The following is a 22,471-nucleotide window of genomic DNA, read 5'->3' as shown; positions in this document are numbered from 1 at the left end:
CTCACCCTGTCCCCCTCCGGAGGTACGCGCGTGTCCCGCCCCACCCTGTCGAAATCCGCACCGCCCCCACAGGTGCGGGACGAGGAAGCCCGGCTGAGGGAGCTCGGCTACCAGCCGGTCCTGGCCCGCCGCATGGGCGGCTTCGGCAACTTCGCGATCAGCTTCTCCGTGATCTCGATCCTGTCGGGCTGCATGACGCTGTACGGCTTCGGCCTCGGCACCGGCGGGCCCGCGGTGATGATGTGGGGCTGGGCGGGCGTCGGCCTGTTCGTGCTGTGCGTCGGGCTCGCGCTCGCCGAGGTGACGAGCGCGTACCCGACGTCGGGCGCCCTCTACTACATGGCGGACCGGCTCGGCGGGCGCCGCTGGGGCTGGTACACGGGCTGGCTGAATCTGCTCGGTCTGCTCGGCGCGATCGCGGGCATCGACTACGGCGCCGCGCTCTTCACGGGCGCGCTGCTCGACCTGCAGTTCGGCTTCCAGGCGACGCCGGGCTCGACCTTCGTGATCTTCCTGTGCATCCTGCTCCTGCACGCCCTGCTCAACCTGTTCGACGTCCGCCTGGTCAGCCTGCTCAACTCGATCAGCGTGTGGTGGCACGTGGCCGGCGTCGCGCTGATCGTCGGCGTCCTGATCATCGCCCCGGACAGCCACCGCACCCCGGGCGAGGTGTTCGGCCACTTCGTCAACGACACCGGCTGGTCCAACCCGCTGTACGTCGCGGCCATCGGCCTGCTGCTCGCCCAGTACACGTTCTCCGGCTACGACGCCTCCGCGCACCTGTCGGAGGAGACCTCCAACGCCTCGGTGTCGGCGGCGCGCGGCATCGTCCGCGCCATCTGGGCCTCCTGGATCGCCGGTTTCGTCCTCCTCGCGGGCCTGACCTTCGCCATCCAGGACTACGAGAAGACCGCCGCGGCCGACGTCCCGCCCGCCCAGATCATGATCGACGCGGTGGGTACGACCGGGGCGACGGGCCTGCTGCTCGTGGTGATCGTGGCCCAGCTCTTCTGCGGAAACGCCGAGGTGGCCGCCGCCAGCCGCATGGTGTTCGCCTTCAGCCGCGACAACGCGCTGCCCGGTTCGGCGCTGTGGCGCAAGGTCAGCCCGCGCAACCAGACCCCGGTCCCTGCGGTGTGGCTCTCCGTCGGCCTCGCCGCCCTGATCGCGGCGCCCTCCCTGTACTCGGCGACCGCGTACGGCGCCGTCACGGCCATCAACGTCATCGGCATCACGCCCGCGTACGCCATCCCGATCTTCCTGCGGCTGCGCGCGGGCGACCGGTTCACACCGGGGCCGTGGAACCTGGGCCGGTGGAGCAAGCCGATCGGCTGGGTCGCGGTGGTCTGGGTGGGCTTCGTGACGATCCTGTTCTGCCTGCCGCAGTCCGCGCCGGTGACGGCCGACTCGATGAACTACGCGGCCATCGCCCTGGCCGTCGTCCTGATCCTCGCCACCGCCTGGTGGTTCGCCGCCCGCGGCTCGTACAGCACGCCCTCGGCGTACGGCTCGGAGCGGGAGCAGGCGGAGATCTCGGAGAGCATCGTCTGAGCCGAGCTCCTCAACGTCTGAGCTGAGCTCCTCAACGTCTGAGCCGAGCTCCTCAAACGCCGGACGGGCTGATTCATCAGCCCGTCCGGCGTTCGCCCGAGTCGACGGTGCGGGACTACTCCCGGCCACTCCTTCCCACGCATCTAGCGCGGTTCCGAACTGCGGAATATATTTTCCGCTATCTCGCGCAGCAGGTGACCATCCTGTGCACCGACGGCATTCCGCGCACCCTTGGAAGGAGAGGCCTTGCACAGCCCTGCCCCGCTGCCCCACGGCTCCGCCCCGCTGGTCAGACGAGCCGCCGCCGAACTCATCGGCACCGCTTCGCTCGTGGCCGTCGTCGTGGGCTCCGGCATCCAGGCCGCCTCGCTCAGCGCCGACATCGGCGTACAGCTCCTGGCCAACTCACTGGCCTCGGCGATCGGACTCGGCCTGCTCATCGTCCTGTTCGGACCGGTCTCCGGCGGCTACCTCAACCCCGTGGTGACCCTGGCCGCCTGGTGGGCGGGGCGGCACGACGGCTCGGGCCCACGCGCCCGGGACGCCGCCGCGTACGTCGCGGCCCAGGCCGCGGGCGCGGTGGTGGGCGCGCTGCTCGCGGAGGCGATGTTCGGGCGGGCCAGGATCGCCTGGTCGACGCAGGCGCGCATCGGCGACCGCCTGCTCCTCGGCGAGGTCGTCGCCACCGCGGGCCTGGTGCTGCTGATCTACGGCCTGCCCCGCATCGGCCGCCCCCAGCTCACGCCGGTCGCGGTGGCGGCGTACATCGCGGCGGCGATCTGGTTCACCTCGTCCGGTTCCTTCGCGAACCCGGCGGCCACGATCGGCCGCGCCTTCACGGACTCCTTCACGGGCATCTCCCCCGCGTCCCTGCCGGGCTTCGTCGCAGCCCAACTGGCGGGCGGGGTCATCGGGGTGGCCCTGGGCACCCTGCTTTTCGGCCCGACCCGCACACCCTCCCACCCGGCCCTCCCGGCGGACTAGGGGCACTTTTCCCCTACCCCAACTCCCCCGCATACGGCGGCTCCGCCCCCGCCCGGGAGCAGGTGAGGGCAGCCGCCCTCGCCGCATACCCGAGCACGTCCCGCCACTGCTCCGCACCGAGTTCCGCTCCCGCATCCGCCAGCGCGCCGTGGCTGTCGAGACGGTGCAGCAGCGCCGCGTTGACCGTGTCACCCGCCCCGATCGTGTCCACGACCTCCACCGGCACACCGGGCACATCGATCCGGCCACCCGCACGCGTCAGCGCCGTAAGCCCGTCTCCGCCGCGCGTGAGCACCACCGCCGACGGCCCGAGCCCCAACCACCCCTTCGCCGCCGCGACGAGATCGTCCGACTGCGCCAGCCACACCGCGTCCTCCTCGGACAGCTTGAGCAGCGACACGTACGGCAGCCAGGCGCGGAACCGGTCCCGGTACGCGTCCGGGTCGGCGATCAGCCCGGCCCGGATGTTCGGGTCGAGTGCCGTGAACGTGCCCCGCTCCGACTCCCGCCGCAGCAAAGCCTCGTACGCGCTCGCGCCCGGCTCCAGGACGAGCGAACACGTTCCGAACGACACCGCGCGCGTGGCCTCCGGCAGCGCGGCGGGCAGGGCGAAGAGGCGGTCGGCGGCGCCCTCGACGTGGAAGCTGTAGGAGGCCGAGCCGTCGGCGGCGACATGGGCGACGGCCAGCGTCGTCGGCTCGTCACCGCGCTGCACGAGCGAGGTGTCGACCCCGTCCGCGGCGAGCCCGCCGAGCAGCGCCGTACCGAAGTGGTCGGTGGAGAGCCGCGAGCAGAACGCCACCGGTGAGCCGAGCCGACCGAGCGCGACCGCCGTGTTGTACGGGCCGCCGCCCCGCTTGGGCAGCAGCGCGGGCAGCTCGTCCTCGGCGGCGGGCCCCGCGGGGACGAGGTCGATGAGGGCTTCGCCGGCGACGACGATCATGGGCTGGCCTTTCTGGTGGCAGTACGGATGGACGGAGGCGGGACAGGAAGGGACGGGGCTCGGGCCGGGGCGTGGGCGTGTCACGCCCCGTCCGGGCCGCAGCCGCAGGACTCGCGATGGACGAAGGCGCAGGGCAACCGGACGGTGCGCGGGGCCCGTTGGGGTTCGGTGAGCCGGTCGACGAGCAGGCGCAGGGCCGTGGCGCCGATCTCGCGGCTGGGCTGGTCCACCACGGTCAGCCGGGGCTCGAACACATCCGCCCACGCGAAGTCGTCGAACCCGGCGAGCGCCATGTCATCCGGCACCCTGAGCCCCGCCGACCGCAGGGCCCGCAGCGCGCCGATCGTCATCGTGTTGTTGGCGGTGACCAGGGCGGTGGGCGGGCGGTCGAGGGCGAGCAGCTCGCCCGTGGCCCGCTCGGCCCCCTCGGCGCTCGACTCGCCGCCGACCACCAGGGCGGGGTCGTACGGCAGGCCCGCCCGGTCGAGTCCGATGCGGTGGCCTGCGATGCGTTCCGTGGTCGTGGAGAGGCCGGGCGCGCCCGCGACCAGGGCGATCCTGCGGTGTCCTGCCGCGGCGAGATGCGTGACGAGGCGGGCGACCGGCTCCTCGTTCTCGGCGCACACCTGGTCGTGGCCGTCGCCCGCGAGCCGGTCGAGGAACACCGTGGGGAGCGCGGTGCGCCGTACGTAGTCGAGGAGCGCGTCGGGCCGGGCGGACGGTGCGACGACGAGTCCGTCCACGCGCCGCTCGTGCAGCAGCTTCACGGCGCGCAGCTCGTGCTCGGGGTCGTCGTGCGGGTCGGCGATCAGCAGGCTGTAGCCGTGTTCCAGGGCGCTGGACTCGACGCCGCGCAGGATGTCCGTGAAGTACGGGTTGGCCGTCGCCGACACCGCGAGCCCGATCGAGTGCGTACGCGAGGTCACCAGGGAGCGGGCCAACGTGTTGTGCGTGTAGCCGAGTTCGTCGATCGCGGCCACGACCGCCGCGCGGGTGGCGGGCCGCACCGGCCGGGTCTCGTTGACGACATGCGACACCGTGGCCACGGACACGCCCGCGCGCCGCGCCACATCCACCATCGTCGCCACAGCTCTCCCAGCCCTTCGCCCGTCTCGATCGGGGCCCGAACCTACCTCATGGAACGCAAGACGTAAACGTTTACGCAATCGTTTTCGCCCTGCCGGTCCACCACCGCCCACCGAGCACCTCTCACTCGCCACAGCCGAGCCGCGCCGCCCCCGCCAACTCCCCGACTTAATTCAAGAGTTGAACCCACCAGGACCCCGCACACCCCTTGACGGGTCACTCCCTCACCACTTAACTCAAGCGCCAAGGAAAGTCCGGACCAACCTCTTCCGCGCACCCTTCCACCCCCCACCCCCGAGGAAGACCCATGCGCAAACACTCCGGCCCACGCGGCCGCACCCCACTGTCCATGGCGCTGGCAGGACTGGTCCTCGTGTCCGGCCTGCTCGCCGTCGGCGTAGAACAGCGCGCGGGCGCCGAACCCGCCGCAGCGGCTCCCGATCTCGGGCCGAACGTGGACGTGTTCGACCCGTCGATGCCGAAGGAGCAGATCCAGTCGCGCCTCGACGAGGTGTTCAAGGCACAGGAGACCAACCAGTTCGGCAGCGAGCGGCATGCGCTGCTGTTCAAGCCGGGCTCGTACGACGTGAAGGCGAACGTCGGGTTCTACACGCAGGTGGCCGGGCTCGGCGCGAGTCCGGACGACACGAACATCAACGGTGCGGTGCACGCGGAGGCCGACTGGTTCGACGGGAACGCCACGCAGAACTTCTGGCGGGGCGCGGAGAATCTGGCCGTGACACCGGAGGGCGGCGCCGATCGCTGGGCGGTGTCGCAGGCGGCGCCGTACCGCCGGATGCATCTGAAGGGCGATCTGCAGCTGGACGACGGCGGCTGGTCGAGCGGCGGGCTGCTCGCGGACACGAAGGTGGACGGGCAGGTGCGCTCGGGTTCGCAGCAGCAGTGGCTGTCGCGGAACACCGAGTGGAGCGGCTGGCAGGGCTCCAACTGGAACATGGTGTTCGTCGGCGCGCGGAACGCCCCGGCGGGCGAGTTCCCGAACCCGCCGTACACCAGGGTCGACAAGACGCCCGTCTCCCGTGAGAAGCCGTTCCTGCACGTGGACGAGTCGGACGCGTACCAGGTGTTCGTGCCTGCGCTGCGGAAGGAGTCGGCGGGGACGAGCTGGTCGGGCGGTGCGGCGGAGGGTGAGTCCCTGCCGATCGAGGACTTCTACGTGGTGAAGCCGGGGGCGAGCGCGGGCGACATCAACGCGGCGCTCGACGCGGGCAAGCATCTCCTGGTCACGCCCGGCGTCTACCACCTCGACGAGACCCTGAAGGTGTCGAAGCCCGGCACGGTGGTCCTCGGCCTCGGCCTGGCGACGTTCATCCCCGACGGCGGCATCACGGCGATGACGGTCGCCGACGTGGACGGGGTGAAGGTCGCGGGCGTGCTGTTCGACGCGGGCACCACCAACTCCGAGACCCTGATGGAGGTCGGCGCCGAGGGCGCGGACGCGGACCACGCGGCCGACCCCACCTCGCTGCACGACGTGTACTTCCGGGTCGGCGGCGCGGCCGCGGGCAAGGCCACGAAGAGCCTGGTCGTGCACAGCGACGACGTGATCGGCGACCACACCTGGATCTGGCGGGCCGACCACGGCGAGGGCGTCGGCTGGAACACCAACACCGTCGACACGGGCCTGGTGGTGAACGGCGACGACGTGACGATGTACGGCCTGTTCGTCGAGCACTACCAGAAGGACCAGACGATCTGGAACGGCAACGGCGGGCGCACGTACTTCTTCCAGAACGAGATGCCGTACGACCCGCCGGACCAGGCCGCCTGGATGGACGGCGGGACGCAGGGCTACGCCGCGTACCGGGTCGCCGATTCCGTCACCTCGCATCAGGCGTACGGGCTGGGCAGTTACTGCTACTTCAACGTGAACCCGGGGGTCACGGCGGAGCGGGCGATCGCGGCGCCGAACCGTCCTGACGTGCGCTTCCGCAATATGGTCACCGTGTCGCTCGGCGGCACGGGCACGATCCGGCATGTCGTCAACGACCAGGGCGGGCCGTCGAATTCGACGTCGAATGTGGCCAACCTCGTCGAGTATCCGTAACCCCGTAACCCAACTCCCTTACTGTGCCGCCACGTTGAAGCGATGCGGTGCCGCCGGTGCGGCCTGGACGAAGGAGCGGAATGACACGGGTCTTAGGAAGGCCGGGGGGCGGACGGGCTCTGCGGGGCGTGCTCGCCGCCGGCGTGGCCGCCGGGCTCGGCCTCGGGGTGGCGGCGGGCACGCAGGCGCAGGGAGCCGAGCGGGCCGCCGGCTCGTACGGCGCGACGACCGGGGTCGGGGTCCACAACGCGTACGAGAAGGGCTCGTACCCGTACTTCGCCGATGCGCTCGACTCAGGTGCGGCGATGCTCGAACTCGACGTGTGGACCAATGCGTTCGGCCCGTCCTGGCGGGTCTCGCACGACAACCCGGTGGGCAACGACAACAACTGCGAGAACGCGTCGAGCCCGGCCGAGCTGCGCACCAAGGCGCGCGACCAGGACCTCGGCGGCTGCCTGGCCGACATACGCGCCTGGCACGACGCGCACCCCGGGCACCGGCCCGTACTGATCAAGATGGAGCTGAAGGACGGCTTCCAGGGCAGGCACGGGCGCGGCCCCGCGGATCTCGACGCGCTGCTCTCGGCGAAGCTGGGCGACGCCCTGTACCGTCCGGGCGACCTGGCGGCCGGGCACGCGACCCTCGACGACGCGGTACGGGCCGACGGCTGGCCCGAACGGGACGCGCTGGCGGGGAAGTTCGTGGTCGAGCTGATCCCCGGCACGGTCGAGGAGGGCAACCCGGCGGACTCGCTGTGGACGGACCGCGAGTACGCGACGCACCTGCGGGATCTGGCGGCGGCCGGCCGGCTCGGCGAGGCGGGCGCGTTCCCCGCGGTGCACAAGGCGGAGTCCGGCGATCCGCGCGGCCGGTACGAGGACGCCTCGCTGCGGCCGTGGTTCGTCGTCTTCGACGGGGACGCGTCGGCGTACGCGAACGGCTCGATCGACACGGGCTGGTACGCGCGGAACGGCTATCTCCTGGTCATGACGGACGCGCACAACGTGCCGCCCGCGATCGACGGCGTGCACCCGCCGGAGTCCGCGGCCCGTGACCGGGTCGTCGAGCTGGCGGGGCGGCACGCGAGCGTGGTGTCGTCGGACTGGTACCCGTTGCCGCAGGTCCTTTCGATGGTGGTGGGCCGGGGCACGGCGTCGTAGGTGCATGCGCTCGCCCTGCCCCTTTTGCTGTCTCGGCAACAAGGTTTGTCAAGACGGTACGGCCAGGCGCACTCTGACCGCACCGGACGACGAGCCGAAGGAGCACAGCGATGAACACGGCGATGAACGAGGCAGCCACAACCGGCGCGACGGTGGAAGCAGAGGTGTACGACGCGGTGGTGGTCGGCGGCGGAGCCGCGGGCCTGAGCGGGGCCCTCGCGCTGAGCCGGGCGCGGCGCTCCGTCCTGGTGATCGACTCGGGGCGGCCGCGCAACGCGCCCTCCGACGGCGTGCACGTCTACCTGGGCCGGGAGGGCACCCCGCCCGCCGAGCTGATGGCCGACGGCCGCGAGGAGATCGGCCGCTACGGCGCGGAGGTGCGCACGGGCGAGGTGGTCTCCGCCGAGCGCGACGGCTCCGGTTTCCGGGTGGCCCTCGCGGACGGCACCGCCGTACGGGCCCGGCGGCTCCTCGTGACGGCGGGTCTGGTCGACGAGCTGCCACAGGTGCCGGGGGTCGCGGAGCTGTGGGGCTCGGACGTGCTGCACTGCCCGTACTGCCACGGCTGGGAGGTGCGGGACCAGCGCATCGGCGTCCTGTCGACCGGACCGCTCGCCGTGCACCAGGCGCTGCTGTGGCGGCAGTGGAGCGACGACGTGACGCTCTTCCTGCACACCGGTCCCGAGCCGGACGACGAGCAGTACGAGCAGTTGGCGGCGCGCGGCATCGCGGTCGTGGACGGGACGGTCGACGAGCTGGTGCGGGCCGATGGCCGGCTGTCCGGGGTGCGGCTCGACTCGGGCCGGGTGTTCGACGTCGCGGCCCTGGCCGTCGCGACCCGGATGAACGCCCGCGCGGACTGGCTCGCGCCGCTCGGCCTCGAACTCGCCGAGCAGGTCGTCCAGGGCACGGTCGTCGGCCGCCACATCCCGGCCGACCCGCTGGGCAAGACGGACGTACCGGGCGTGTGGGCGGCGGGCAATGTGGTCGAGGTCAGCGGCCAGGTGATGGTCGCGGCGGCCGCGGGCCTGCGGGCCGGGGCGGCGGTCAACGCCGACCTGATCGCCGAGGACACCCGGGCCGCGGTGGCGGAACGCCGCGCGGTCGCCGAGCCCGAACTCGCCCCGGCCGACGCCGTGTCCGCCCTGCCGCGTGCCTCGTACGCCCCGTTCTCCGCGAGGGACGAGCGCGAGGTCTGCGAGCGGGTCGGAAGCACCGGCCGCCACGGCCTGTGACCACCGGTCCCGCCACGCCCGCTGACAACCACCGGCCCCGCCAGGGCCGCTGACCACCACCGGCCCCGCCACGGCCGCTGACAGACCGGTCCCGCCACGACCTCTGACACGCGCCGCCGCCCGCCCGCCCTCACCAATTCTCCGCCGCCGCCTCGCACAACAGCCCCGGTGGACGCGGCACCGTACCGGCCGTGCCGCGTTCCAGGTCCTGCAGCAGATGCTGGGTGGCGAACACCGCCGACGGGCAGCCGAGCGAGACGGCCTGGGCGAGGGCGCGGTGGGCGCGGCGCCAGGCGCGGCTGCGGCGGCCGGTGAGGTGGTCGACCAGGGCGAGGCCGTACTGCCCGAGGCAGCGGATCAGCAGATCGGGCTGCGCGGCCGGGTCCCGCAGCGCGCGCCTGATGTCCCGCAGGCCCTCGGCCGGGTCGCCGCGCAACGCCCGCGTCACGCCGAGCAGCAGCAGGCTCAACGCGGCGGGCGGGCCGTAGGCGGGGGCGGCGGGCACGATGTGGGCGGCGTCCGCCAGGAAGGTCGCCGCCCGGTCGAGTTCGCCCGCGCCGAGCGCCACCATGCCCTGGACGAGGGCGACATGACCGGCCGTGGCGGCGTCCCCGGCCGGCACCGCCGCTTCCCAGGCCCGGCGGAGGAGTTCCTCGACGCCCTCTCCCCCGGTCCCGGCCGCCAGCCACGCGGCGAGGCAGAGCCCCCGCCCGTACAGCGGTCCGGTCGTGTCGGTGAGCGGAAGGAGCCGTTCGACGACCTCGCGCCCGTGCGCCGCGTGCCCGCACACCGCCCACCAGAACCACAGGTCGAGCACCAGGGCCAGGGCGATACCGGCCTGGATCTCGTCGCGCGGCGCCCGGTCGAGGGCCGCCCGGATGTTGGCGGCCTCGTCCCGTACGAGGAGTGTGGCGCGGGTGGGCTGACCGGCGCGCCACAGATCGTGCGCGTCGGTCGCGACCCTGCTGTACCAGAGCAGGTGCCGGTCGACCGCCTCCTCGGACTCGCCCGCGGCGTGCAGCCGTTCGGCGCCGAAGTCCCGGGCCGCGGCGGTCATGCGGTAGCGCGGCGGCAGCACCCCGCCCGCTTCCCGTACGGGTTCGAGGATCGCGGCAGCGGCCAGCCGGGCCAGGCAGGCCGGGACCTCCCGCGGGTCGAGGCCACCGCCCTGGCACAGGAACACCGCCGCGTCGAGCGCGAAGTCCCCCGCGGCGACGGACAGTCGGGCCCAGACGACCCGGGCCGAGCGGTCGCACAGCGCGTACTGCGCCTCCATCGCGGCCCGCAGCGAGCGCTGCCGCCGCGCCGGGAGCGACTCGTCGCGCAGCCAGCACTGGCCCGCGTCGAGCAGCCGCGCAAGGCGGGGCAGCGGAAAGCGCGCCACCTGCGCCGCCGCGAGCACGATCGCCAGCGGCAGGCCGTCGAGCCGCTCGCAGAGACCGCGTACGAGCCGACGCCCGGCGCCGTCCACCGTGAACCCGCGCCGCACGGCCCGCGCCCGCCGCAGGAACAGCTCGACGGCCGGCCCGTCCCCGCCGTCCGGCGCCGTCGCGGGCAGCCCGCCGAGCCGCACCACCTGCTCCTCGCCGAGCCCGAGCGGCTGGCGCCCGGTGACGAGGACGCGTACGCCGGGCGCGTGCTGCAGGACGCTCTGGACGAGGTGGATGCCCTCGGCGTGGACCGGGTCGATGTCGTCGAGCACCAGCAGGACCCGGCGCGACCGCAGCCGGTCCACCACGTCCCGTACGCCCGCGGGCCCGGGCCCGCCCCCGAGCGCCCGCGCGAGCGCGCTCACCACGCCACCCGGTGTCCCGCCCGAACGCCCGCCGGGGGTGTCCTGCCAGCAGGACACCCGCAGGACGCGCGCCACCGCGGCCTCGGGCGGCAGGGAGCGGCGGGCGAGGGTGGCCGCGGCGCGGGCGACGCTGCTCTTGCCGACACCGGCCGTGCCGACGACGCTGACGAGCCGGCCCGACGCGAGCAGCCCGCGCACCGTCGCCAGCTCCGTGTCCCGTCCCACCAGCGCCACGGGAGCCCGTACGCGCCCCTCACCGCCCCGGCGTCCCGCCCCACGCTGGTGCTTGCGCACGCTCCGACTCCCCGTTCACTCCCCGCACACGGCCGCCGCACAAGCGGGTCCGGCCCGAACCACCCTCCCTTGCAGAATCGTCACTGCAACGGGAACAGCGAAACCTCCAACTGCGGTGCCCCCTATGCGGTATCGAGCACTCCGCCTCTACCCCGCAGTGCGGCGACGACCAGGCACTGTGTACGAATCGGAGGCCAGGGGTGAGGACCTTGTGAGCGGCGCCCCGTCGAGAGCCGACGCGAGCGGAGACTCACCGATGTGAGCTGAGATTCACTTGCCCGATACATGCATGCGGTGGCACGCGGCGGGTATCCGCGTTCCAGGTGAGAGGTGCCTGGGGAGTACGGGGTCCGTACCCGAGGCGCGCCGCACCGGCCCGTCGCTTCATCAGCGCGGGCCGCAGGACTGAACAAGCACCACAGGAGAGGGCCGCGATCATGCCGACCGGCTGCAGCACTTACGCGGGTGCGGCTTTCGAGGGCCGTACGGACAGCGCCGTGCACGCCAGGGATCTGGTGTCGGAGTTCGTCGCCCGGCTGCGTGCGAGCGCCGCGTTCACGGTGCCGGCGGAGGCGCTCGGTGCGGCGCTCCTCGTGGTCACGGAACTGGTGACGAACGTCGTGAAGCACGCGTCGGGCCCGTGTGTCCTGGAGCTCGAACTGACCGCGGACGCCCTGCACATCAGCGTCTGGGACACGGAACCGGCCCTGCCGGTGATGGCGGCGCCGGACGCGCTGCGCCCTTCCCGGCACGGCCTGGAGATCGTGCACGCGCTGAGCCGGGCCGTGACGGTGGAGCAGCGGGCGGGCGGCAAGCGCATCTGCGCGAGTGTGCCGCTGGGGTGAGCGGGGCTCGCCGTCCGGACGGAGCGGGGCTCTCACCGTTCCGGACAGAGTGGTGCTCTCACCGCTCCGGACAGAGCAGTGCTCGCGCTCTTCGCCGCGCTGGTGCGGACCGGCGGGGGTGGGCCGGTCGTGGAGGCGCGTGGTGGAGGGGTGTTGCGGCCAGGGCCGGGTGACGGCTCATCTGGACGCTGCGAGCGAGGCAGGATTCGAGCCGTGTACGCGGATGGTGCGCCCGCCCAGTGAGGGCGAGGGCATACCGCAGGCCCAGCTGCTCGCCCGCAGACGGTATTCGGCCACTGGGCAGTGCGCCGCCCAGGACCGACCGTAGGCGGGGCTAGGCCGCGGTCACTTCGAGGGTGCTGAAGTCGAGCACGCGGTCGGCTTCGCGCAGGGTCTCCTCGGCGGCCTGGCGCGCCGCAGCGGGAACGTCTCCCCTCTCTTCCACCAGGTCGGCGTAGATCGGAGCTTCGGCACTGTCAGCGGGGCTCACCGTGAAGCCTCTTTCCCTCGGGGACATGTTTCGTACTGCCTGGCGACAGCGAGGAGTGAGTCTACGAGCTCGTTTCCCCGCTTTGCAGGGGGGTCGATAAAACTCCTCGTCACCAAATGGTCACGGGCGGGGACGGAAACATGACCCCATTCCGGGACAGGACATCCCTCAACGCACCCGATCATGGCCGGAATACGCCGTTCCCCATGACGCAGATCACTCCGCCCGCCCGGCCCAGCACCCCGTCCTTGCGGCGTACGCCACACTCCACACGTCTCGTGCGGTACATCACATGCCGGGCGGAGGCGGACGCTCCGGGGCGGGCCGCCCGCTCCGCCCCTGCCCCTTCACTTGTTCACGTACGCCCAATCACTTGTTCACGTATGCCCGACCTCCGGTAGCTGCGGATTCGCCGCCGCTCCCTCCGTACTGAGGAGTACGACGACCGAGTCCCGGTCGAGGCCGAGCAGGGTGCGGCGGTCCTGCGCGCCCGGGCCGGTCAGGGCCGCGCGGATCCCGGCCAGCGGGGCCGCGCCGCACGGGCCGCAGGAGACGCCGAGCGCGGCGAGGGTGGCCGCCGCGCGGGCGCTGTCGGCGTCCGTGACGGCGATCGCGGCATCGAGGCCGCCGCGCAGGACGGGCCACGCGAGGCTGGACGGCGTACCGCAGTTCAGTCCGGCCATCGTCGTCTCGCCGGTGGTGACGGTGCGGAGCTCGTCGTGCGCGAGGCTCTCCAGGACGCAGGCCGCGGAGTCCGGTTCGACGGAGAGGAGCGCCGGAGGCGGCCCGGACGGGCGGCTGCGGTAATGCGTGACCACGGCCTGCGCCAGCGATCCCACGCCCACCGGTACGGCGACGAGCCCGGGCAACCCGGCTTCCGCAGTGGCGAGTTGGGCGTCGATCTCGGCGCAGAGCGTGGCGTACCCCTCGACGATCCACGCGGGCACCTGCTCGTACCCCGGCCACGCGCTGTCCTGGATCAGGATCGCGTCCGGCGCGGCGGCGGCTTCGGCAGCGCGGCGCACGGCGTCGTCGTACGGGCCCCGGACCCGGGTCACGTCGGCCTGTTCGGCGGCGATGGCGCGTACGGCGTCGGGGTGGACGCCCTGCGGCACGAACACGTGGGCCCGCTCACCGAGCAGTCGGGCCGTACGGGCCACGGCGCGGCCGTGATTGCCGTCGGTGGCACACACCAACGTGACCGCGCCCGCCGCCCGCCCCTCAAGGGCACGGTGCACGGCCCAGGTCGCGCCGAGCGCCTTGAACGCGGGCAGCCCGAGGCGTGCGGACTCGTCCTTGACGAAGACGCGGCTCAGGTCCAACTCATCGGCCAGGGATGGGAGTTCGACCAGGGGCGTCGGGCCGTAGCCGGGCAGCGCCGCGTGGAAGGCGCGGGCCTCGGCGGGTGCGGGGGCGCAGGTCCATGAGCGGGCGGCGGCGTGCGACCACCACATCGGCGTACGGGAGGCGGAGGACATCGTTTCTGCGGAGTCGGCTGACACGGGAGCAAGCGTGCGCAGACGAGCGTCCGCCGGTCCAGCACCGGTTCCGTGCGGCCTTCGCCCCGCGTCGGGTCTCCACCTGGGCCCGGCGGCGGATTTCAGACGCGGCAGCGGACGTCCGCACCTAGGCTCTGCCCGCGAGGGCGAGCAGCCCACCTGCCGGGAGGGCGAACAGCCGCGTAGACCAGTGGAGTTCGGGAATCGGGGAGATCGACCGCCTCCGCTCACTCGGCGCCACGTGCACCGACGCCGACGCAGCTGGGCCCTGGGCCCAGCTCCTCGACCCGGACCGCAACGAGTTCTCCCTACGCAGAACCCCGTAGCGTGCCGCCACCGTCGCGCCGCGTACCCTCCCTCTCGCGACCGTGTGCCCGCCCGTACAGCACCCACGTACGATGACCGCACAAGCCGTCGCTCAAGGCAGGCGGCCGACCGGGACCGGGAGGGGCTGCCCGTGATCATCTTCGGCACGAAGAGCTATCTGTACCAGCTGGCCATCGTCACGCTGGTGTGCGGCAACTGCGGCAATCCCGCCGCCCATTCACTGCGTAAGAAGGTCACGAAGTTCTCGCTGTTCTTCGTGCCGCTGTTCCCGATCGCCACGTCGTACCAGACGCAGTGCACGTTCTGCGGGACCGAGCACAAGGTGCCGAAGGACCAGGCGGACGGCCTGCTCGCGCACGGCTCCGGCAGCCAGGGCGGCCAGGGCATCCAGGGCGCGCCCGGCCAGCCGCAGTCCGGCGGCCCGTCGCAGGGCAACAATCCGTACGCGTGAGAGCCTGCCGTGGCCCTCGGGCATGAGCACCGGCCGCGTATGAGCGGGACCAACTCCCCCTGCGCGTAAGGGATCCCCCGGGCACACCCCCTCCGCGTACAACTTCACGACTTGGTATGGACATGGCCGAGGCGGCTCTTCTAAGCTCCGCCTCGGCCAGTTCTGAGAGCGCTCTCACCCCACCCTGTTCCACCCCGTCTCCGGGAACGACGAAAGGGTCCTCATCGTGAGACGCAAGACAAGACGCGAGACGAGACGCGAGACCGGGCGCGAGACCAGACGTACGACCACTACCCGGATCGCCCTCTCCTCCTTACTCCTCGCCGGCACCTGCACAGCCGCCCTCCTCGCCCCCTCCGCCGCCGCCGCTCCCCCGCCCGGGCCCGCGCCCGAAGCCGCCTCCGGCTCACTCCTCGAAGCCCTCCGGCGCGACCTCGACCTGACGCCCGCCGAGGCCCGTACCCGGCTCGGCGCCGAACGCGAAGCCACCCGGACCGAGCGCGCCGCGCGCAAGGCGGCCGGGGCGGCCTACGGCGGGTCCTGGTTCACGCCGTCCAGGAGCGGCGCCGACGGGCGGCTGACCGTCGCCCTCACCGGCAAGGACAAGGCCGACGCGGTACGGGCGACCGGCGCCGCCGTCCGGATCGTCGAGCGCAGCGCCGCCCGGCTCGACGCCGCCAAGGCCCGTGTGGACCGGCTGAACGCACCGAGCGGCGTGGCGAGTTGGCATGTGGCCCCGCAGGAGAACCGGCTCGTCGTGAGCGTGGTCGAAGGGCAGCAGGGCGACAACGATGTCAGGTCCTTCCTGAAGCGTGCCCGCTCCACCGCCGCCGTTCCCGTACGCGTCGCTGCGGTCGCCGAGGCTCCGGCCACGTTCGCGGCCGGGACCGTGGGCGGCGACCCGTACTACACCGGCAACGTCCGCTGCTCGATCGGCTTCTCCGTGCACGGCGGGTTCGTGACCGCCGGGCACTGCGGGCCGACGGGGGCGGGTGTGCGCGGCTGGGACGGCAGTGACATCGGCAGTTTCCAGGGCTCGTCGTTCCCGGGCGACGACTACGCGTACGTCAGTGTCGGCAACGGCTGGTGGACGGTGCCCGTGGTCCTGGGCTGGGGCACGGTCCCGGACCAGCTGGTGCGCGGTTCGGCCGAGGCGCCGGTCGGGGCGTCGATCTGCCGTTCCGGTTCCACGACGCACTGGCACTGCGGCACGCTCCTCGCCAAGAACGAGACGGTGAACTACAGCCAGGGCGCCGTGCACCAGATGACCAAGACGAGCGTGTGCGCCGAACCGGGCGACTCCGGCGGCTCGTTCATCAGCGGCGACCAGGCGCAGGGCGTGACCTCGGGCGGCTGGGGCAACTGCTCCGGCGGCGGCGAGACCTGGTTCCAGCCGGTGAACGAGATACTCGGGCGGTACGGGCTGACGCTGCACACCGCCTGAGTCGTCCCGGCGTGCGCCACCCGGACGGGCGAGCTGTCCGGGTGACGCACCCGAGTGGCTCCGTGCGTCGTGCGGTCGCGCGGGGACATCGTCGTCGCGGGGGTCCGTCATGGGCGGGCTCCCGTGCCGATGTCGTCCATGCAGAGAGGCCTGGTGTTCGCGTGGCCATCCATCCCCCGTCCCCATCCCCGCAGCCCGCGTCCGAGGAGGGCGCCCCGCACGCACAGGCGGCGCCACGGCAGACCGGGCGCGGACTCACGGTGGTGAAGTGGCTGACGACCACGGACCACAAGGCCATCGGAACGCTCTACATGGTCACGTCGTTCGCGTTCTTCATGTTCGGAGGTCTGCTCGCGCTCGCGATGCGTGCGGAACTGGCGCGTCCGGGCACGCACTTGATCTCCAACGAGCAGTTCAACCAGGCGTTCACGATGCACGGCCTGATCATGCTGCTGATGTTCGCGACACCGCTCTTCGCCGGGTTCGCGAACTGGATCATGCCGTTGCAGATCGGCTCGCCGGACGTGGCCTTTCCGCGGCTGAACATGTTCGCGTACTGGCTGTATCTCTTCGGCTCGCTGATCGCCGTGGGCTCTTTTCTGACGCCGGACGGGGCGCCGAGTTTCGGCTGGTTCATGTACACGCCGCTCTCGGGCGAGGTTCGCTCGCCCGATATCGGCGCGGACATGGTGCTCATGGGCCTGGCGTTCTCCGGATTCGGCACGATTCTCGGCTCGGTCAATTTCATCACCACGATCATCTGCATGCGGGCACCGGGAATGACGATGTTCCGCATGCCGATCTTCTGCTGGAACGTCCTGCTCACGGCCGTTCTCGTGATCATGGTGTTCCCGGTCCTGGCCGCGGCGCTCTTCGCTCTGGAGGCGGACCGGAAGTTCGGGGCGCACATCTTCGACCCGGCGAACGGGGGTGCGCTGTTGTGGCAGCACCTGTTCTGGTTCTTCGGGCACCCGGAGGTCTACATCATCGCGCTGCCGTTCTTCGGGATCATCTCCGAGGTCATTCCGGTCTTCGCGCGGAAGCCGATGTTCGGCTACGTGGGTCTGATCGGCGCGACCATCGCCATCGCCGGGCTCTCGGCCACGGTCTGGGCGCACCACATGTACGCGACGGGCGGGGTGCTGCTGCCGTTCTTCTCGTTCATGACGATGCTCATCGCCGTACCGACCGGGGTGAAGTTCTTCAACTGGATCGGCACGATGTGGAGTGGAAGCCTCTCCTTCGAGACGCCGATGCTGTGGACGACGGGCTTTCTCGTCACGTTCCTGTTCGGCGGCCTGACCGGCATCGTCCTGGCCTCGCCGCCGATGGACTTCCATGTCTCCGACTCGTACTTCGTGGTGGCGCACTTCCATTACGTGGTGTTCGGCACCGTGGTATTCGCGATGTTCGCCGGATTCCATTTCTGGTGGCCCAAGTTCACCGGGAAAATGCTGGACGAACAGCTCGGGAAGGTCTGCTTCTGGACGCTGTTCGTCGGATTCCACGGCACCTTCCTGGTGCAGCACTGGCTGGGCGCGGAGGGCATGCCGCGGCGGTACGCGGACTATCTCGCGGCCGATGGATTCACCGCCCTCAACACGGTCTCGTCGATGAGCGCGTTCCTGCTCGGCCTCTCGGTTCTGCCGTTCCTCTACAACGTCTGGAAGACGACGAAATACGGTGAGCCGGTCGGCATGGCCGACCCGTGGGGGTACGGGCGTTCGCTCGAGTGGGCCACCTCCTGCCCGCCGCCCCGGCACAATTTCGAGGCGCTGCCGCGCATTCGGTCCGAGTCCCCGGCGTTCGATCTGCACCATCCGGAGATCATCGCGATCGAGCACGCCGACCAGGAGCGCCTGCGGGCCGGGGGCGGGAGCGGCCACTGACAGGAGACAGTCGCCGGAGGGAAGTTGCGCGGGGGCTCCGTGGTGCGCCGGAGCCCCCGCCGCGTATGCCGAGCCAGCCGCGTCCGGCATACGCGCATCCGGCCCGGGACCGCCGTGGGGCCGCGGCGCGCACCACCCCGTCCACGCCGCGACGTCCGGCACCCCGGTCATCGGATAGGAATGCAGTTTCACAGAATCGCCATAAGCGCGGGATGCGCCCCATTGCCCCACATGGGTGACGGAACCAAGGCCTCCGCTGCGGGAGTTCTTCGCCCTGCGTAATCGGCGCTGGTCAACTCGGCTTTCGAGACGGGGCAATTCGCGGGCCCGATTCGAACACTTCGGGCAAAGATCAGACGATCGAGCGGCCGTCGACCCGTACCCCACAGCCGTTACGGTGGCGCCATGCCCGAACTCCAGCGCCTGCGCCCCGAACACGCCCCCGCTCTGCTCGACTTCGAGCGGGAGAACCGTGCCTACTTCGCGCAGTGGGTTCCGGACCGGGGCGACGCGTACTTCACGGAGTTCGCCGACCTCCATCAGGCCCGGCTCGCCGAACAGGCCGCCGGCGCCTGCCACTTCCACGTCGTGGTCGACGAGGACGGCTCGGTGCTCGGCCGGATCAACCTCGTCGACGTGGAGGACGGCACGGCCCACCTCGGCTACCGCATCGCCGAACGCGCGGCCGGCCGCGGCCTGGCCACCACCGCCGTGCACAGGATCCTCCGGCTCGCCGCCGACTCGTACGGCCTGCACCTGTTGTTCGCGGAGACCACCCGGGTGAACGCGGGCTCACGCGCGGTCCTCACGCGTACGGGCTTCCGCTGCGTCGGCGAGACGACCCTCAGCGTCGGCGAGTCGCCCTTCAGCGAGGAACCGGCACTCCGCTTCAGCCGGTCCCTCACCTGATTCGTGCGCTCCCGCGCGTAATTCGGTGGCAGTCCCCGCGCGCGAGCGCATAGCGTGCGCCGGTCTGCCCTCGCACCGGCGGACGGAGATCCGCGTACGCACACCAGGAACGGACGACGGCAGTGGCAGCGCAGCAGGGCTGGGTGGACGAGGGGTTCGGCGCCGTGGCCGACGCCTTCGCCGGGAACTTCGACGACTTCCCCGAACTGGGCGCCGCCACCACGGTGTTCGTGGGCGGCCGCAAGGTCGTGGAGCTGTGGGGCGGGGTGGCCGACGAGCGCAGCGGGCGGCCCTGGCAGCAGGACACGGTCGTGCCGGTGTTCTCCTGCGCGAAGGGCCTGGTGGCCGTCTCCGTACACCTCCTCGCGCAGCAGGGACTGCTCGATCCGGACGCGCCGGTGGCCCGCTACTGGCCGGAGTTCGCGCGCAACGGCAAGGAGTCCGTGACCTGCCGCATGGTCCTCGGGCACCGGGCGGGTGTGCCGGCGCTCGACGCGTCGCTGTCGTTCGACGAGATCGCCGCGTGGACGCCCGTGGTCCAGGCCATCGAAGAGCAGAAGCCGTTGTGGGAGCCGGGTTCGGCGTACGAGTACCACGGGCAGGTGCTCGGTTTCCTGCTCGGTGAGGTGGTGCGGCGGATCACCGGGTACACGCCGGGCGCCCACTTCCGCCGGACCGTCGCCGAGCCGTTGGGGCTGCGCGCGTGGATCGGCGCGTCCGAGGCCGAACTGGCCGGGCGGGCCCGCCTTGTGGAGGCGGAGGGGCGGCCCGCGATGCCGGGGCCCGAGCATCTGCTGACGCGCATCGTGACGATGAACGGCGCGCTCGCCTTCCCCGGCCTGGACCAGCCGCACGGCTGGAACGACCCGGCGCTGCTCGCCATGGAGTTGCCGGGTTCCGGGGCGCTGGCCTCGGCGAGCGGCCTGGCGGGGCTCTACGCGGCCGCCGCGACCGGCATCGACGGCGCGCCGCGGCTGCTGTCCGAGTCGACGGTGACCGATGCGGTACGGGAGGTGTCGTCCGGGCCTTCGTGGCTGGGGCTCGACATGGGGGTGCGCTGGGGCTCGGGCTTCCTGCTCGACTCTCCGTCGTTCCGCCCGCTGCTCGGGGCGCGCAGCTTCGGCAATGACGGTGCGGGAGGTCAATTCGCCTTCGGGGACGACGAGTTCGGCGTGGGCTTCGCGTACGTGGCGAATCGCATGGTGGGCCATGGGGACGACCGGGCGAACCGGTTGATCTCGGCGCTGCGGTCTTGTGTGGGGGCGGCGTGAGGGCGGGGTTGCGCGATCGCGGTCTCCCCTCCCCGCCCCTTCCCTGAAGTCCTCCGCGGCCAGCGCTCCGGGGGGCTGCGCCCGATCTGCCAGCGGGCCCGAGATGCGCTCCGGAAGCACCGAAGTATGACCCACGTCACACACCCTGCTGTCACAGAACAGATGGTCCCGGCGTCCTATGTGCGTACGGCGCGGCGCACCGAGCCCGCGCCAAGGCCGGGAGGACGTACGCCATGGAACCCCGTTTCAACCTGATGACGAGCAGCCCGACCGCCGCGAAGGTCGCCAAGCGGTTCTTCAACGCCGCACTGCCGCTGGAGCAGTCGACGCTGCCGAAGGCGGTGCGGGAGCTGGTCGAGCTGCGGGTCGGGCAGCTCAACGGCTGCGGCTTCTGCGTCGACGCGCACAACAAAGAGGCCGCGGCGGCCGGTGAGAGCGCGCTGCGGCTCGGCCTGGTCGCCGTCTGGCGGCACACCACGGTGTTCACGGAACCGGAGCGGGCCGCGCTCGCGCTCGCCGAGGAGGGCACGCTGCTCGACGGCCGGGGCGTGACCGACGAGACCTGGGCGGCGGCGCGGAAGCACTTCGACGACGACCAGATCGGCGCCCTCGTCTGCGTGATCGCCGTGATCAACGCGGCCACGCGGCTGAACGTGATCGTGAACAACCCTGGAGGGTCGTACGAGCCGGGCATGTTCGCAGCGCTGGCCGACTGAGCGCCAACACCTCAGGTCATGATCGCGCCGAGCGCCACGAAGGCGCAGATCAGCACGGACAGGATGGCCAGGAGCGGCCGGACGAACCGCAGGTGGGCAGCACCACCGACGGGCCTGCTCATCCAGCCGTGTCCCTACGGAAGTCCGTCGCGTACTCCCGTACGAACGCGCACATCGCGAGGACCGTGTTGCGCAGTTCGGAGAACAGGACGCGCTCGTTGGGGGCGTGCAGGTTGCACATGCTGTCCTGCGCGCCGAAGAGCAGCACCTCGGCGTCGGGCGCGGCCTGGGCGAGCCCGTTGACCAGCGGGATGGAGCCGCCGCTCGCGACGTACGCGGCGTCCTCGCCCCAGGCCTCCTGGAGGGCGGTGCGGGCGGCGCGGTAGGCGGGTCCTTCGGTGGCGGCCTCGTAACCGGGCCCGGTGTCGCCGGGGGTGACGGTCAGGGGCACGCCGAAGGGGCGCAGCGAGCGCAGGTGGTCGACGAGCCGGGCCTGTGCCTCGGTCGGGTCCTGCCGGGGGTGGAAGCGCAGGTTGAGCTTGGCGCGGGCGTACGGCACGACGGCGGAGGCGGCGCCCTCGACGGTCGGCGCGTCCAGGCCGATGACGGTGATGGCGGGCCCGCTCCAGAGCCGCTCGCCGAGTTCGCCGGAGCCGAGCAGCGGCAGGTCGTCGTGGACTCCGGCGAGGGTGCGGAACTCGTCCTCGGTGTAGCCGGTGCCGGGCCAGGATTCGCGGCGCAGGCCCTCCACGGCAACGTCTCCGTGCACGTCGTGCAGGGTGGCGAGGGCCTTGATGAGGACGAGCAGGGCGTCGGGTGCGGCACCGCCGAACCCGCCGCTGTGGCGCGGCTCTTCGAGGGTGCGGACCTCGACGACGACCTCGCTCGCTCCGCGCAGTCCGGTGGTCAGGGTGGGCGTTCCGGGGCGGAGGTTGCCGAGGTCGGCGATGACCATGGCGTCGCAGGCGAACCGCTCGGGCCTGGTCTGCGGATACGTGTCGAAGGCGCTGCCGTACTCCTCCTGGCCCTCGAACACGATCTTGACGCCGACCGGGGGCCTGCCGCCGTACGCCCGCAGCATGCCGAGGTGGGCGATGACGTTGGACTTGTCGTCGGCGATGCCGCGCGCCCGCAGTCCGCCGTCGACGCGGGTCGGCTCGAAGGGCGGGGAGAGCCACAGGGACTCGTCGCCGGGCGGCTGGACGTCGTAGTGGCTGTAGAGCAGCACGGTGGGCGCGGCCGGGTCGGGGGGCGGGATCTCGGCGAACACGACGGGCGCGGTGTCGGGCAGGTCGATGCGGTCGACGTTCTGGACGCCCGCCTCGCGCAGCAGCCGGACGAGCAGGTCGTGGGCCTCGTGGACGGGCCCTGAGGGGAAGCCGGGGAAGGCCACGGACGGGATGGCGGCGAGCTCCTCGAGGTCGGAGCGGAGGCCGTCCATCAGGGCGTCGACGGTGGCGGGGAGGTCGTGGGCGTCGTCCTGCATTCCGGCACACCTCTCGTCGCATGGCGGT

At 72.0% G+C, this 22,471-nt stretch carries 18 protein-coding genes; 12 read left to right on the top strand and 6 right to left on the bottom strand.

Going from position 1 to position 22,471, the window contains the following annotated elements; genetic code table 11:
* Positions 1–30 precede the first annotated feature (30 nt).
* Both RCO28_RS09725 and RCO28_RS09720 read left to right on the top strand, forming a co-directional pair.
* Positions 31–1,551, top strand: a complete 1,521-nt coding sequence (locus RCO28_RS09725) for an amino acid permease (RefSeq protein ID WP_308940597.1) — start codon at positions 31–33, stop codon at positions 1,549–1,551.
* A 246-nt stretch (positions 1,552–1,797) separates the two neighbouring features.
* Positions 1,798–2,535, top strand: coding sequence for an aquaporin (locus RCO28_RS09720; RefSeq protein WP_308940596.1), 738 nt, complete (start codon positions 1,798–1,800; stop codon positions 2,533–2,535).
* 13 nt (positions 2,536–2,548) lie between these two features.
* Here the strand turns inward: RCO28_RS09720 and RCO28_RS09715 are convergent, their stop codons facing one another.
* Both RCO28_RS09715 and RCO28_RS09710 read right to left on the bottom strand, forming a co-directional pair.
* Positions 2,549–3,478: a carbohydrate kinase gene (locus RCO28_RS09715; RefSeq protein ID WP_308940595.1), complete on the bottom strand. Its 930-nt coding sequence runs from the start codon at positions 3,476–3,478 to the stop codon at positions 2,549–2,551.
* An 80-nt stretch (positions 3,479–3,558) separates the two neighbouring features.
* On the bottom strand, positions 3,559–4,566 hold the full coding sequence (locus RCO28_RS09710) for a LacI family DNA-binding transcriptional regulator (RefSeq protein ID WP_308940594.1): 1,008 nt from the start codon (positions 4,564–4,566) through the stop codon (positions 3,559–3,561).
* Positions 4,567–4,871: 305 nt separating this feature from the next.
* On the opposite strand from RCO28_RS09710, the gene RCO28_RS09705 reads away from it, so the two are divergent.
* The 3 genes from RCO28_RS09705 to RCO28_RS09695 all read left to right on the top strand — a co-directional run bounded on the left by RCO28_RS09705 (position 4,872) and on the right by RCO28_RS09695 (position 9,027).
* On the top strand, positions 4,872–6,632 hold the full coding sequence (locus RCO28_RS09705; protein ID WP_308940593.1) for a coagulation factor 5/8 type domain-containing protein: 1,761 nt from the start codon (positions 4,872–4,874) through the stop codon (positions 6,630–6,632).
* A gap of 80 nt (positions 6,633–6,712) precedes the next feature.
* Complete coding sequence (locus RCO28_RS09700; RefSeq protein WP_308940592.1) at positions 6,713–7,792, top strand: phosphatidylinositol-specific phospholipase C domain-containing protein; 1,080 nt, start codon at positions 6,713–6,715, stop codon at positions 7,790–7,792.
* Between the two features lie 110 nt (positions 7,793–7,902).
* Positions 7,903–9,027, top strand: a complete 1,125-nt coding sequence (locus tag RCO28_RS09695) for an NAD(P)/FAD-dependent oxidoreductase (RefSeq protein ID WP_308940591.1) — start codon at positions 7,903–7,905, stop codon at positions 9,025–9,027.
* A 130-nt stretch (positions 9,028–9,157) separates the two neighbouring features.
* On the opposite strand, the gene RCO28_RS09690 is transcribed toward RCO28_RS09695, so the two are convergent.
* Positions 9,158–11,116, bottom strand: a complete 1,959-nt coding sequence (locus RCO28_RS09690; RefSeq protein ID WP_308940590.1) for a hypothetical protein — start codon at positions 11,114–11,116, stop codon at positions 9,158–9,160.
* 437 nt (positions 11,117–11,553) lie between these two features.
* Between RCO28_RS09690 and RCO28_RS09685 the strand changes: the two genes are divergently transcribed.
* On the top strand, positions 11,554–11,961 hold the full coding sequence (locus tag RCO28_RS09685) for an ATP-binding protein (RefSeq protein ID WP_308940589.1): 408 nt from the start codon (positions 11,554–11,556) through the stop codon (positions 11,959–11,961).
* A 334-nt stretch (positions 11,962–12,295) separates the two neighbouring features.
* Here the strand turns inward: RCO28_RS09685 and RCO28_RS09680 are convergent, their stop codons facing one another.
* Positions 12,296–12,451 (bottom strand): hypothetical protein, encoded by a 156-nt coding sequence (locus RCO28_RS09680; protein ID WP_308940588.1) that lies wholly within the window; start codon positions 12,449–12,451, stop codon positions 12,296–12,298.
* A 377-nt stretch (positions 12,452–12,828) separates the two neighbouring features.
* Positions 12,829–13,929 (bottom strand): pyridoxal-phosphate dependent enzyme, encoded by a 1,101-nt coding sequence (locus RCO28_RS09675; RefSeq protein ID WP_374991137.1) that lies wholly within the window; start codon positions 13,927–13,929, stop codon positions 12,829–12,831.
* Positions 13,930–14,407: 478 nt separating this feature from the next.
* On the opposite strand from RCO28_RS09675, the gene RCO28_RS09670 reads away from it, so the two are divergent.
* The 6 genes from RCO28_RS09670 to RCO28_RS09645 all read left to right on the top strand — a co-directional run bounded on the left by RCO28_RS09670 (position 14,408) and on the right by RCO28_RS09645 (position 20,957).
* Positions 14,408–14,728: a zinc-ribbon domain-containing protein gene (locus RCO28_RS09670; protein WP_308940587.1), complete on the top strand. Its 321-nt coding sequence runs from the start codon at positions 14,408–14,410 to the stop codon at positions 14,726–14,728.
* A 226-nt stretch (positions 14,729–14,954) separates the two neighbouring features.
* Positions 14,955–16,172: a S1 family peptidase gene (locus RCO28_RS09665; protein ID WP_374991128.1), complete on the top strand. Its 1,218-nt coding sequence runs from the start codon at positions 14,955–14,957 to the stop codon at positions 16,170–16,172.
* A gap of 161 nt (positions 16,173–16,333) precedes the next feature.
* Positions 16,334–18,061, top strand: a complete 1,728-nt coding sequence (gene ctaD, locus RCO28_RS09660) for a cytochrome c oxidase subunit I (protein ID WP_308940586.1) — start codon at positions 16,334–16,336, stop codon at positions 18,059–18,061.
* Between the two features lie 405 nt (positions 18,062–18,466).
* Positions 18,467–18,970 carry a GNAT family N-acetyltransferase gene (locus RCO28_RS09655; protein WP_308940585.1) on the top strand — a complete coding sequence of 168 codons (504 nt, stop codon included), beginning with the start codon at positions 18,467–18,469 and terminating at the stop codon, positions 18,968–18,970.
* Positions 18,971–19,092: 122 nt separating this feature from the next.
* Positions 19,093–20,241, top strand: a complete 1,149-nt coding sequence (locus RCO28_RS09650; protein ID WP_308940584.1) for a serine hydrolase domain-containing protein — start codon at positions 19,093–19,095, stop codon at positions 20,239–20,241.
* A 233-nt stretch (positions 20,242–20,474) separates the two neighbouring features.
* Positions 20,475–20,957: a carboxymuconolactone decarboxylase family protein gene (locus RCO28_RS09645; protein ID WP_308940583.1), complete on the top strand. Its 483-nt coding sequence runs from the start codon at positions 20,475–20,477 to the stop codon at positions 20,955–20,957.
* Between the two features lie 118 nt (positions 20,958–21,075).
* Here RCO28_RS09645 and RCO28_RS09640 read toward each other — a convergent pair whose 3' ends face one another.
* Positions 21,076–22,443, bottom strand: a complete 1,368-nt coding sequence (locus tag RCO28_RS09640) for a M20/M25/M40 family metallo-hydrolase (protein ID WP_308940582.1) — start codon at positions 22,441–22,443, stop codon at positions 21,076–21,078.
* Between the last annotated feature and the right edge of the window lie 28 nt (positions 22,444–22,471).

The organism is Streptomyces sp. LHD-70 (genome assembly GCF_031157275.1).
Taxonomy (GTDB): Bacteria; Actinomycetota; Actinomycetes; order Streptomycetales; family Streptomycetaceae; genus Streptomyces.
Note: the sequence above shows the minus strand (reverse complement) of the source record. Positions and strands in the feature narration are given on the sequence as shown.

Excerpts from the sequence above, each read along its gene's own strand:
- RCO28_RS09715 (WP_308940595.1), bottom strand. The coding sequence starts at position 3,478 with ATGATCGTCGTCGCCGGCGAAGCCCTCATCGACCTCGTCCCCGCGGGG.
- RCO28_RS09705 (WP_308940593.1), top strand. The coding sequence starts at position 4,872 with ATGCGCAAACACTCCGGCCCACGCGGCCGCACCCCACTGTCCATGGCG.
- RCO28_RS09700 (WP_308940592.1), top strand. The coding sequence starts at position 6,713 with ATGACACGGGTCTTAGGAAGGCCGGGGGGCGGACGGGCTCTGCGGGGC.
- RCO28_RS09695 (WP_308940591.1), top strand. The coding sequence starts at position 7,903 with ATGAACACGGCGATGAACGAGGCAGCCACAACCGGCGCGACGGTGGAA.
- RCO28_RS09685 (WP_308940589.1), top strand. The coding sequence starts at position 11,554 with ATGCCGACCGGCTGCAGCACTTACGCGGGTGCGGCTTTCGAGGGCCGT.
- RCO28_RS09675 (WP_374991137.1), bottom strand. The coding sequence starts at position 13,929 with ATGTCCTCCGCCTCCCGTACGCCGATGTGGTGGTCGCACGCCGCCGCC.
- RCO28_RS09655 (WP_308940585.1), top strand. The coding sequence starts at position 18,467 with ATGCCCGAACTCCAGCGCCTGCGCCCCGAACACGCCCCCGCTCTGCTC.
- RCO28_RS09645 (WP_308940583.1), top strand. The coding sequence starts at position 20,475 with ATGGAACCCCGTTTCAACCTGATGACGAGCAGCCCGACCGCCGCGAAG.
- RCO28_RS09640 (WP_308940582.1), bottom strand. The coding sequence starts at position 22,443 with ATGCAGGACGACGCCCACGACCTCCCCGCCACCGTCGACGCCCTGATG.